This is a genomic window from Actinomadura macrotermitis (assembly GCF_009604375.1).
Taxonomy (GTDB): Bacteria; Actinomycetota; Actinomycetes; order Streptosporangiales; family Streptosporangiaceae; genus Spirillospora; species Spirillospora macrotermitis.
This window is the reverse complement of record NZ_WEGH01000003.1, coordinates 144,372-156,346: the sequence shown is the minus strand read 5'-3', so window position 1 is coordinate 156,346 and position 11,975 is coordinate 144,372. Positions and strand designations below refer to the sequence as shown.

General features: G+C 78.0%; 8 protein-coding genes. 1 reads left to right on the top strand and 7 read right to left on the bottom strand.

Annotated features, from left to right (window positions below):
• The first annotated feature begins 186 nt into the window (after positions 1–186).
• Positions 187–2,196, top strand: a complete 2,010-nt coding sequence (fusA, locus tag ACRB68_RS21895; protein ID WP_153535476.1) for an elongation factor G — start codon at positions 187–189, stop codon at positions 2,194–2,196.
• Positions 2,197–2,250: 54 nt separating this feature from the next.
• On the opposite strand, the gene ACRB68_RS21890 is transcribed toward fusA, so the two are convergent.
• The 7 genes from ACRB68_RS21890 to ACRB68_RS21860 all read right to left on the bottom strand — a co-directional run bounded on the left by ACRB68_RS21890 (position 2,251) and on the right by ACRB68_RS21860 (position 11,889).
• Positions 2,251–3,171 (bottom strand): LLM class flavin-dependent oxidoreductase, encoded by a 921-nt coding sequence (locus tag ACRB68_RS21890; RefSeq protein ID WP_153535474.1) that lies wholly within the window; start codon positions 3,169–3,171, stop codon positions 2,251–2,253.
• A 47-nt stretch (positions 3,172–3,218) separates the two neighbouring features.
• On the bottom strand, positions 3,219–5,738 hold the full coding sequence (locus ACRB68_RS21885) for a BTAD domain-containing putative transcriptional regulator (RefSeq protein WP_153535472.1): 2,520 nt from the start codon (positions 5,736–5,738) through the stop codon (positions 3,219–3,221).
• Between the two features lie 109 nt (positions 5,739–5,847).
• A complete protein-coding gene (locus ACRB68_RS21880; RefSeq protein WP_207709790.1) occupies positions 5,848–8,553 on the bottom strand; it encodes an ATP-binding protein in 2,706 nt (901 codons plus the stop codon).
• Positions 8,554–8,676: 123 nt separating this feature from the next.
• Positions 8,677–9,501 (bottom strand): shikimate dehydrogenase family protein, encoded by an 825-nt coding sequence (locus ACRB68_RS21875; RefSeq protein WP_328594564.1) that lies wholly within the window; start codon positions 9,499–9,501, stop codon positions 8,677–8,679.
• The gene (locus ACRB68_RS21870; protein WP_153535470.1) at positions 9,498–10,544 is read right to left on the bottom strand and encodes a 3-dehydroquinate synthase family protein; all 1,047 of its coding nucleotides are present in this window, start codon (positions 10,542–10,544) and stop codon (positions 9,498–9,500) included. Before ACRB68_RS21870 ends, ACRB68_RS21875 begins: the two co-directional genes overlap by 4 nt.
• Positions 10,541–11,440, bottom strand: a complete 900-nt coding sequence (locus ACRB68_RS21865) for an ROK family protein (RefSeq protein WP_153535468.1) — start codon at positions 11,438–11,440, stop codon at positions 10,541–10,543. The genes ACRB68_RS21870 and ACRB68_RS21865 overlap by 4 nt, the downstream gene beginning before the upstream one ends.
• A gap of 14 nt (positions 11,441–11,454) precedes the next feature.
• On the bottom strand, positions 11,455–11,889 hold the full coding sequence (locus ACRB68_RS21860; protein WP_328594563.1) for a type II 3-dehydroquinate dehydratase: 435 nt from the start codon (positions 11,887–11,889) through the stop codon (positions 11,455–11,457).
• Between the last annotated feature and the right edge of the window lie 86 nt (positions 11,890–11,975).

Below are 11,975 nucleotides of genomic sequence, written 5' to 3'. Positions count from 1 at the left end.
GGGAACGGCCCGGCGGGGCTCACCGGCCCCGAACGTCGCGGCGGGCACCGGCCTGCGCACGGGGCCGCCCGGCGGCGCGAAAACCCTTGGCCTCACCGGCTTCCCCGTCGTTACGGTCGCAAGGTCCCGCGCCGGGTGATCCTATCCGCCGCGGTCGCCGACCGACCCCCGGAGGAGGGCCGTTACATGACCACCACCACCCGCCTGGACCTCGCCAAGGTCCGCAACATCGGGATCATGGCCCACATCGACGCGGGGAAGACGACGACCGCCGAGCGGATCCTGTTCTACACCGGCGTCTCGCACCGCATCGGGGAGGTCCACGACGGCGCCGCCGCCCTGGACTACATGAAACAGGAGCGCGACCGCGGGATCACCATCACCGCGGCGGCGACGACCTGCCGATGGCGCGGCCATACCGTCAACCTCATCGACACGCCCGGCCACGTCGACTTCACCGTCGAGGTGGAGCGCTGCCTGCGCGTCCTGGACGGGGCCGTCGCGGTGTTCGACGGCGTCGCGGGCGTCGAGCCGCAGTCGGAGACGGTGTGGCGGCAGGCCGACCGGTACGGCGTGCCGCGCGTCTGCTTCGTCAACAAGCTCGACCGGGCCGGCGCGTCCTTCCACCGCTGCGTCGACATGATCGCCGAGCGGCTCGGCGCGGTGCCGCTGGTCGTGCAGCTGCCGATCGGGGCCGAGGACGGGTTCGCCGGGGTCGTCGACCTCGTCGCGGGCCGGGCCCTGATGTGGACCGACGGCGATCCGGACGTCGTGGACGTCCCGGCGGACCTGGCGGACACGGCCCGCGAGTGGCGCGGCCGGCTCGTCGACGCCGTCGCCGAGCGGGACGAGGAGGTCATGGCCCTGTACACCGGCGGCACCGAGCCGTCCGCGGAGCAGCTGCACGCCGCCATCCGGCGGCTCACCGTGGCGGCCGGGGCCACCCCGGTGTTCTGCGGCAGCGCCCTGCGCAACAAGGGGGTGCAGCCGCTGCTGGACGGCGTCGTCCGGTACCTGCCGTCCCCCGCGGACGCGGGCGCCGACGACGACGGGCCGCTCGCCGCGCTCGCGTTCAAGATCATGAGCGACCGGCACCTGGGCCGGCTCACGTTCGTCCGGATCTACGCCGGCCGGCTGGAGCCGGGCCGGACCGTGCTGAACGGCGTCAAGGGCAGGAGGGAGCGCATCGGCAAGATCTACCGGATGCACGCCGACCGGCGGGAGGAGATCGCCTCGGCGGGCGCCGGCGACATCGTCGCGGTGATGGGCCTGAAGGACACCACCACCGGCGAGACGCTGTGCGACCCGGCGCACCCGGTGGTGCTGGAGGCGATGGACTTCCCGGCGCCGGTCATCGAGGTCGCCGTCGAGCCGGCGTCCAGGGGCGACCGGGAGAAGCTGGGCGCCGCCCTCCAGCGGCTCGCCGAGGAGGATCCCTCCTTCCACGCGCGCACCGACGCCGAGACCGGCCAGACCGTCCTCGGCGGGATGGGCGAGCTGCACCTGGAGGTGCTCGTCCAGCGCATGCGGGAGGAGTTCGGGGTGGCCGCCGCGGTCGGGCGGCCCCGCGTCGCCTACCGGGAGACCATCCGCCGGGCCGCCCGGAAGGTGGAGTACGTCCACAAGAAGATGACGGGAGGCAAGGGGCAGTACGCGAAGGTGCAGATCTCGGTCGAGCCCTGCGCCGACGCCCCGTACGAGTTCGTGAACCAGGTCACCGGGGGCCGCATCCCGAAGGAGTTCGTCCCGTCGGTCGACGCGGGATGCCAGGACGCGATGCGGTCCGGCGTGCTCGCGGGCCACGAGATGACCGGGGTGCGCGTCGTCCTGCTGGACGGCGCCTTCCACGACGTCGACTCCTCCGAGCAGGCGTTCCGCATCGCGGGCGCGCAGGCGTTCCGCGAGGCGGTCCGCCGCGCGTCGCCGGTGCTGCTGGAACCGGTGATGGCCGTCGAGGTCTCGACGCCGGCGGAGTACCTCGGCGAGGTCATCGGCGACCTCGGCGCCCGCCGCGGCCGCATCGACGGCATCGGCGCGCAGGAGGTGCGGGCGCGGGTGCCGCTGGCGGAGATGTTCGGCTACGTCGGCGACCTGCGCGGCGCCACCTCCGGCCGGGCCGCGTACTCGATGCGCTTCGACTCCTACGCCGAGGCGCCCGAGGCCGTGGCCGGGAAGGTCGTCGCGGCGGCCCGCTGAGCCCGGCGGCGGCCGCACGGACCATGCGGTCCGTGCGGCCGCCCTGGCCGGGGCTCAGCCCTTGGCGATGGCCTCGCGGACGGCGGGGACGACCTCCTGGGTCCACCGGCCGAGGGTGTGGTCGGAGCGGGGGTCGTCGCCGTCGAAGAAGACGAAACCGGCGGCGCCGTGCTCCAGCACCGCGGCCGTCAGCTCCTCGACCCACTGCTTCGGGGACCCGCCGACCAGCGCCCCGTCCTCGTCCCGGGTGGAGGGCAGGGGGTCGGCGGTGATGCGGCCGCGGACGTTGTAGTAGTCGCCGATCTCGGACGGCGAGCGGCCGGCGGCGGCCGCGGCCTCGTCGATGAGCGGCCGGGACTCGCGGTAGAGCGTGCTCAGCCAGTCCGAGGCGTGCGGCGGCGACCAGCCGTCGGCGTGGCGGCCGGTGACCGCGAGCGAGCGCGGCCCGACCGACCCGGTCCACACCGGCGGCACCGGCACCGGCGCCGGGTCCAGGCCCTGCACCTGGTAGAACTCGCCCTCGAAGGTGACCGGCTCGCTGCCGCCGCCCGCCAGGGACTTGATGAGCGTGATCCCCTCCTCGAAGGCGCGGACGGCCTCGCCGGGGGTCAGCCGGGGCACCCCGAACCGGGCGATGTCGTCCCACAGGTAGCCGGCGCCGATCCCGAGCACGATGCGGCCGCCCGACAGCGCCGACAGCGTGGTGAGGGTCCGGGCGAGCAGCGGCGCGGGCCGCACCGGCAGGTTGGTGACCGTGGCGACGGCCGTGATGGAGCGCGTCCGGCCGAGGATCACCCCGATCGTGCCGTAGGCCTCCAGCCGGGACCCGTTGTAGGGGTGGTCGGTGACGGTGATCAGGTCGAGCCCGTCCCGGTCGGCCTGGACCGCCTCCTCCAGCAGCCGCGCGCTGCGGGCGATGGGGATATGCGGGCCCGGGCCGTACCCGAACAGGGCGCCCGGCTGGGTCTGTGTCATCTGTGCTGCCTTTCACGGCGGAGAGATGAGGGTGGTCGCGCCGAACGCTACGCGCGGCCCGGGAACCGCCCGGTAATCGGCGCGAGGACGTGCCGGCGGTCGCGGCCCGGCGGGCCGGCCGCCCACTCCGCCGCGCGGCGGTGCCCGTCCGCGCGGTCCCGCCGGGGCGTCTGCGCGTACGCCACCTCGCGCAGCAGCGGCTGGGCGAAGGCGTACTCGTCCTCCGCCGGGGCCGGCCCGGAGGCGACGCGGCGCAGCAGGCCCTCGCGGTCCAGGGCGCGCAGGAGCCGCACCACCTCCTCCCCGGGGCGGTCCGACACGGCGGCCACACCGGCGGGCGACACGACCGGCCCGAGCACGGCGGCGTGCCGGAGCACGGCCTTCTGCGCGGCGGGCAGGGTGTCCAGCCGGGCGGTCAGCAGGTCGGTGACGCGGCGGGGCACCGGCGGCGGGCCGGGGGCGGTGTGCCGCCGGTGCGCCTGCGCGTACTCCAGCGCGACCAGCGGGTTGCCCGCGGCGAGGGGGAGCAGGTCGCCGGCCCCCTCGCCGAGCAGCGCCGCGGTGGCGTCGTCGGGCAGCGGGTCCAGGGTGAGGACGCAGGTGTCGCGCCGCCCGCCGCACCAGCGGGGCCGGCGGTGCAGCAGCTCGGGCCGCGCGGTCGCCACGACCAGCAGCGGGACGGCGGCCACCCGCTCGGTCAGGGTCTCCACCATGCGCAGCAGCCCGGTGCCGGTGTGGTGCAGGTCGTCGAAGACGACGACGAGCGGGCCGTCGGCGGCGATGCCCTCCAGGCAGCGCAGCCACGCCGCGAACAGGGCCGCCGGCTCGGTCGCGCGGGCCAGCCGGTCGGCCGGGCAGGCGGGCCGCGGCGGTCCGGCGCCCGGCGCGGGCCACGCCCCGCCGGGGCCCGCGCCCGCGACGGTGAACCCGGCGTGCGAGCGCACGATCCCGGCCAGCGGGTCGGCGTCGCCCTCGTAGGCCGGCGGGACGGCGGCCGACAGGCAGCGCACGTCCCCGGCCCGCTCCGGCAGGGACGCGCGGAACTCCTCCACCAGGTGGCTCTTGCCGATGCCCGGCTCGCCGAGGACGGTGACCAGGTGCGGGCGGCGGCGCCGCCGGACGTCGTCCAGCAGGTCCTGCAGCCGGGCCAGGTCGCGCTCGCGGCCGAGCAGCGGCCGCCGCTGCGGGGCCGGGGCCGGCCGCGGCGCCCCCGGGGTCACCCGCCAGCCGCCCGCCGGGTCGCCCTCGGCGTGCCCGAACCGCGCCCCGACGGCCTGCCGGGTCCGGTCGCACACCCGCACGGTGTCGCAGATGGCGCGTTCCAGCAGGCCCTCGCACTCCTCCAGGACGCCGCCGGTCAGTTCGGCCGGCTCGGGGTCGCCCTCGTCCCGGTAGGAGGCGAGCACGTCGCCGGTGGCCACCGCGAGCCGCAGCGTGGCGTCCGGGGCGGCCGCGCCGGTCAGGCGCTCGCGGATCGCCAGCGCGGCCCGGACCGCGCGCACCGGGTCGTCCTCGTGGACGCGGGGAACGCCGAACACCACCAGCCGCACCGAGCCGAGGACGCCGCGGACCAGGCCGCCGTAGCGGGCGGCCTCGGCGGCCACGGCCCGGTCGAGCGCGGCCAGGGCCTCGGCGACCCGCTCGGGGTCGTCCAGGCCGGCCGGCACCCGCGCGCGGACCAGCAGGACGCTCGCGCGCTTGCGCTCCACCATGGGGCGCGGCGCGGCGGCCGGGCGGGAACGTTCCGCGGGGACCGGCGCGGTGCCCGGGCCCGTGCTCGTGCCCGGGTCCGCCGTCGCGGCGGGCGCCATCAGCGTGGGGTCCTGGTTGAGGATGGCGTGCTGGAGCCGGTGCAGCTCGGGGGCGGGCTCGATGCCGAGGGCCTCGACGAGGGCCGCGCGGGTGCGCCGGAAGACGGCGAGCGCCTCGGACTGCTGCCCGCAGCGGTACAGCGCCAGCATCAGCAGGCCGCAGAGCCGTTCGCGGGCGGGCTCCTCCTCGGCCAGCGGGGTCAGCTCGCCGGCCAGCTCGCGGTGCAGCCCGAGCGCCAGCTCGGCCTCGGCGCAGTCCTCCAGCGCGGTGAGCCGCTGCTCGTCCAGGGTGGCCAGTTCGGGCCAGGCGTGGCCGAGTTCGGCCACGTCCGCCAGGGCGGGGCCGCGCCACAGCGCGAGCGCCTCGCGCAGCAGCCGCGCGGCGGGCTGCCAGGCCTCGGCGCGGAACGCGGCCCGGCCGAGCCGGACCAGCTCGTGGAAGCGGGTGGCGTCCAGGGCGGCCGGGGGCATCCGCAGGACGTACCCGGGGGCGACGGTGAGCAGGGCGGGGCCGTCACCGCCCGTGTTGTCGCCGCCCGCGCCGTCGCGCAGGGTCCGGCGCAGCCCTGCCACGGCGTTCTGTACCATCTTGCGCGCGGTCGGCGGGGCGTCGTCGCCCCACAGCGCCCGCACCAGGTCGCTGGTGGAGACGACGGTGCCGGCGTTCAGCAGGAGGTAGGCGAGAGTGGCGCGCTGGTTGGCGCCGCCGAGGGCGAGGGGCTCCCCGTCCTGGAGCACTTCGAGGGGACCGAGCATGTTGACGTGCACTTTCACCCCGTTCCGTGGCACACCGGACTGACTGGAGTAAAGATACCCGTTATACTGGACTAAACATACCTGTTATATAGGAAATTGGGCGGTGTTGTCAGCCGGCCCGGACCGGCTCGGCGCGCAGCGACGGTGGCAGCTCCCGCCGGTGCCGTACCCCCAGCTTGCGGTACACCCGGGTCAGGTGCTGCTCGACGGTGCTCGGCGTGACGAACAGCCGCGCGGCGATCTCCCGGTTGGTGTAGCCGAGCACCGCCAGCGACGCCACCCGCCGCTCCGACCCGGTGAGACCGCCGAGCGGGACCCCCTCCGGCGTCGCGGCGGGCCCGCCGTCCGCCGCCACGTCGGAGACCGCCAGCAGCTCGCGCGCCAGCGCCGCCGCCCCGCTCAGCTCGGCGATGTGCAGCGCCTGGCGCACCAGCGGCCGCCCGCGCCGCCGGTCGCCGCGGTCCAGATGCGCCCGGCCGAGGTCGGCCAGGACCCGGGCCTGCTCGAACCGGTCGCCGGACGCCTCGGCCAGCCGGAGCGCCTCCCCGAGCAGGACGGGCCGGCGGCTCTGCGGGCCGAGCGCGGCCTGCAGCCGCAGCGCCGGGCCGCGCACCCGCGACGCGTGCGCCCCCGGCCGGTCCAGCTGCTCGCGCACCAGGCGCCGGGCCTGGTCGCGTTCGCCGAGCCGCAGCCACGCCTCGGCCGCGTCGGTGCGCCACGGGATGAGCGCCGCCGCGTCCAGGCCCCACCCGCGCAGCGTCTCGCCGCAGTGCAGGAAGTCGCCGAGGGCGTCGTGCGGGCGGCCCGTCGCGAGGTGGTGGTGGCCGCGGGCGTAGCGGTGGTAGACGCCGGCGAAGCTCTGGAACATCGGCTCGGGCACGGTCCGCGCCAGCTCGCCGGCCGCGGTGCGGTGGTCGCCGGTCCTGGTGGCGGCGAGGACGAGCGTGCCGAGCGGCAGGCCCACGTTCACCCCCCACGCCTGGGCGGGCAGGTGCTCCAGCGCCGCCCGCGCGTGCCGGGCGGCGCCGCGCGGGTCGCCGAGGCGCAGGCACACCTCGGCGCGGGCCGCGGCGAACATCGCGCTGACCGTCGGCGCGGTGCCGCCCGCCTCGCCGGCCGGCCGCTCGCACCAGACGGCGACGGCGTCCAGGCGCTCGGCCAGGATGAGGACCTGCAGGGCCAGCAGCGCGGCCTCCTCGGTCCACGGGTTGCGGCGGTGCAGGTGCAGGTCGCGCAGCACCCGCTCGGCGAGGTCGGCCGCCGCCGCGCCGGTGTTGCCGCTCAGCGCGCCCGCCAGGACCGCCGCGCAGCGCAGCTGGGGATCGGTGCCGGGCCGGGCCGGGCCGCGCGACGGCGGCGCCGGGGCGCGCCGGTCCCGCGCCAGCTGCGGGTGCCGGAACGCCAGCCACACCTCCAGGTCGGCCAGCCGCTCGGCGCCCGCGCCGCGCGCCCCGGCCTGGCCGAACCGCTCGCGCAGCCCGGCCAGCACCTCGGCCGCCTCGGCGTCGCGGCCGTGCCAGAGCAGGTGCTTGACCAGGACCAGCAGGTCGCCGGGCGCGAGCATCCCGGCGTGCGCCGCCGCGACGAGCGGCGCCAGGTGCCGGGCCGCCGCCGCCGGGCTGACCTGCCATTCCGCCCGCGCCAGGCGCGCCTGCAGCGCGGCCCGGGACCGGTCGTCGCCGTCCCCGTGCCAGGCCAGGCGCAGGCATTCGGCGGCCGGCCCGGGACGGTCGTCCAGCAGCGCGTGCTCGGCGGCGTCCGACAGGACGGCGACCGCCCACGGGGCGCCGGCGTATCCGGCCGCGACGAGGTGGCGGGCGACGTGCCCGGCCGGCGCGCCCTCCTCGTAGAGCAGCTCGGCGGCCCGCCGGTGCAGCCCGGCCCGCTCGTCGCCGGGGATGTCGTCCAGGACGGCGGCCCGGGCCGCCGGGTGGCGCAGCCGCAGCCCGTCCAGCAGGCCCGCGGCGGCCGGCCCGTCCAGCAGGCGCTCCGCCGCCGCGGGGTCGCAGCCGGCCAGGCGGGCGAGCCTGCCGGGGGTGGCGTCCTCGTCCAGGACGGCGAGCGCGCGGACCGCGGCGAGCCGGTCCGGGCCCTCGCCGCGCAGCAGGCCCGCGAGCGCCAGGCTGTACCGGGCGGCGGGGCCGCCGCCGGTCTCCCGGCGGTCCTCCAGCAGGGCGTCGGCCAGGAGCGGGTTCCCGCCGCTCGCGGCGTGCACCTCCGCCGCGAGGCCGGCCGTGCCGCCGGCGCCCGCGCGCTCCACCAGCAGCGCGGTCCCGGCGGGCGACAGCGGGCCGAGGACCAGCCGCCGCACGTGCGGCTGGCGGCCGAGGTCCGACAGCAGCAGGCGGCGTCCGGCGTCGGCGCCGACCGGGCCGGCGAGCGCGAGCAGGACGCGGGCGGAGCGCAGCCGGCGGGCCAGGTGCAGCAGGAAGTGCAGGGACTCCTCGTCGGCGTGCCGCAGGTCGTCCACGGTGACGAGCAGGGGCCGCTCCCCGGCCGGTTCCATCAGGCGCGCCGACAGGGCCCGGTACGCGCCGAGGCGGTCGTGCGCGTCCGCCGGCACCGGTCCGGCGCCCGGCCCGGTGAGCTGCTCCACGACGCCGTAGGGCAGGTCGCGCTCGGCCGCCGAGCAGGCGGCGCCCAGCACCTGGAAGCCCGCCGAGGCGGCCCGGTCGGCGAGCGCCCGCAGCAGCGCGGTGCGGCCGGTGCCCGCCGGGCCCTCCAGCACCGCGACGCGGCCCTGCCCGCCGTCGGCGTCGTCCAGCAGGCGGCCGAGATGGCGTAATTCGTCGTCTCGTTCGATCAGTTCCGTCACGCGGCCTCCACTCCGGGACGGCGTGCGGTCCACCGGGGCGCACGCTCGCCGCCCATCATCAGGGCGCGCCGCCCACTGCCCGGCAACCGTCCGCCCACCGGCCGCGCCGCCCGCACCGCCGGATCAGGGCGGCGCGGGCCCCTCCAGGCCGAAGAAGTCCCGGTAGAGGGCCACCTGGTGGTCGAGCATGTGCGCGCCGTGATGTACCGGGTGGCCGAGTCCGGCCGCCGCGCGCAGCAGGGCGGTGTCGCGGGGCCGCATGACGATGTCGGCGACCACGCACCCGGCCGGCAGGCCGGCCGGGTCGAACGGCAGCGGGTCGTCCGGGCGCAGGCCGAGCGGGGTGGCATTCACCGCGACGTCGGGTTTCCGCTCCCCGACGGCGCGGACCGGGCCGATCCGGCCGGGCCAGTGCCGCGCCAGCCGCGCGGCGATACCGGCCGGCCGCGCCGGGTCGGTGTCGTGCAGCCGCACCTCCGCCGCGCCCGCGGTGAGCACGGCGGCCGCGATGGCGCCGCCCGCGCCGCCCGCCCCGGCGATGGCGAAGCGGGCGCCGCGCACCCGGTGGCCCGCCGCCTCCAGCCCCGCGACGAAGCCCGCGCCGTCGAAGTCCTCGGCGTACCAGCCGCCGCCGGGCCGGCGGCGGAGCGCGTTCGCGCTGCCCGACACCGCGGCGGCGGGGCCGAGCGCGCCGGCGAGCCCGCACACCGCGATCTTGTGCGGCACGGTGACCAGCAGCCCGTCCAGGTTGCGCACCGCCGCCAGCCCCGCGAGCACGGCGGCCAGATCGGCGGCGCCGACGTGCACCGGGACCAGCACCGCGTCCAGGCCGAGCCCGGCGAACAGCGGGTTCAGCAGGGCGGGGGCGCGCACCTGCGCGACCGGGTCGCCGAGCACCGCGTACAGCCGGGTGGCGCCGCCGATCGCGGCCGGCCCGCCGCCGCTCACGCCGGCTCCGCGCGCGGCATGGCGCGCAGGACGGCGGCGACGGCGTCCTCGGAGACGCCGGTGACGAGCTCCGCGCCCGCCGGGCCGTCCAGCACGAACGCCAGGCCGTCCCCGAGGCGCTTCTTGTCCGCGCGCATGAACCCGATCAGCTCCGCGGGGGAGGGCCCGGCGGGCAGCCGCGTCGGCAGTCCGAAGGCGGCGACGACGTCGCGGTGCTCGGCCGCCCGGTCCGCGCCGATGCGGCCGAGGGCCAGCGCGAGCCGCCCGGCGAAGACGGTGCCGATCGCGACGCCCTCGCCGTGCCGGATCCGGTGGCCGGTGGCGTGCTCCAGGGCGTGGCCGAGGGTGTGCCCGTAGTTCAGCAGGTGGCGCCGGCCCTGGTCGCGCTCGTCCGCCGCCACGATCGACGCCTTGAGCGCGACGCTCGCCGCGATCTGGTCGGCCACCGGCAGCCCGAGCAGGCCCGGCGCGCCGATGAAGTGGCACCGCGCGATCTCGCCGTACCCGTTGGCGTGCTCGCGATCGGGCAGCGTGGCGAGGTAGTCGGTGTCGCACAGCACCTCGGCGGGCTGCCAGTAGGCGCCGACGAGGTTCTTGCCCTCGGGCAGGTTCACCGCGGTCTTACCGCCCACGCTCGCGTCCACCTGCGCGAGCAGCGTCGTCGGCAGGTGCACCACCGGCAGCCCCCGGTGGTAGAGCGCGGCGGCCAGCCCGGCCGCGTCGGTGGTGGTCCCGCCGCCCACCGCGACCACGGCGTCGGCGCGGGTCAGCCCGTAGCGGGCGAAGCGGCCGCACAGCTCGGCCACCCAGGCGAGCGTCTTGCCCTCCTCGCCGTCGCGCGCCGGGACCACCAGCGCCGGGACGCCCGGGTCCGGCGTCCACTCCGGCGGCCGGGCGGTCACCACCGCGGCGCGGCGGACGCCGAGCCGCGCCAGCACCGCGGGCAGGGTGTGCCGGACGCCGGGCCCGATGCGCACCCGGTACCCGCGCTCACCGAGGTCGACCCGCACCTCCCGCACGTCCGCCGGGGTCTCCAGGGTCATGACGGTCCTCCTTCCCCTGCCAGCAGCAGGGCGCCGTGCAGGGACGACAGGGCGCCCAGCCGGGCCGGGCGCACCGGGGGAGCGGCGACGCCGGGCCGGGCCAGCGCGCGCACATGTTCGGCGACTCCGGGCACCAGCCCGGGGAGTCCGGCGGCGAACCCGCCGCCGACGACCACGGTCTCGGGGCGGACCAGTTCGGTCACGCCGATGACGGCCACGGCGAGCGCCGCGCAGGTCTCCTCCAGCGCAGCCCGCGCCCACGGCCTGCCTTCCTCCAGGCCGGCGCGCAGGTCGGCGAACCCGGCCGCCCGCCCGCGCAGCCGCCCGGCGCGGCGCAGCGTGGCCGGCCCGGACGCGACCGCCTGCAGGCAGCCGCGCCGCCCGCAGTCGCAGACCGGCCCGGACCGGTCGATCACCAGGTGCCCCACCTCGCAGGAGCCGCGCCCGAGCCCGGGGACGAGCGCCCCGTCCAGGACGATGCCGCCGCCGACGCCCGTGCCGACGCCGATATAGAGGACATGCCGGGCGCCGGTCCCGGCGGCCTCGGCCAGCGCCGCCAGGTCGCCGTCGTCGGCGCAGCGCACCGGCACGTCCGGGAACAGGCCGCGCAGCAGCCCGCGCAGGTCGAGCCCGGCCCAGCCGGGGCGGCCCGGCCAGGCGGTGACGCGGCCCGCCGCGTCGAGCGTGGCGGGGACGGCCACGCCGACCGCGGTGACGGGACCGCCCCACTCCGCGCGCAGTTCCCCGACCTGCGCGCGCAGGGCGTCCCGGTCGGCGCGCGGGTCGGCGGGCACGGGCCAGCGGAAGGTGCTCTCGCGGGAGCGGCCGGCCGCGTCCTCGACGCGCAGCGCCACCTTGGTCCCGCCGATGTCGATGCCCAGGCGGGTTCCGGTCATCTTCCCGGCCCGGCTCAGGCGGGCACCTTGGCCAGCAGCGCCTGCGCCGCCAGCCGGTACCCGAGCGCGCCCAGCCCCACGATGACCCCGCTCGCCAGCGGCGCGAGCACCGACCGGTGCCGGAACGACTCGCGCGCGTACACGTTCGACAGGTGGACCTCGATCCACGGCGGCGGGAAGGCCGCCAGGGCGTCGCGCAGGCTCCAGCCCGCGATCATCAGCGCGCCGGGGTTGATGATCGCGCCGGCCGCGCCGTACCCGTCCTGCAGCGCGTGGATCAGCTCCCCCTCCGACTCGCGCTGGACCGAAAGGACCTTCCAGCCCCGGCCGGCGACCTCCTCGGCCACCGCCGCCTCGATGTCGGCGAGCGTGTCGGTGCCGTAGATCTCTGGCTCGCGCCGGCCGAGGGTGCCGAGGTTGGGGCCGTTTATCAGCAGCAGGTCGGACACGTTTTCGCCTCGCCTTCCGGTGGTGCGCGCCCCAAGGGCCGTGACGTCCCGAGTTATAGCAACGCCCCGGCGCCGGGACCAGGGAG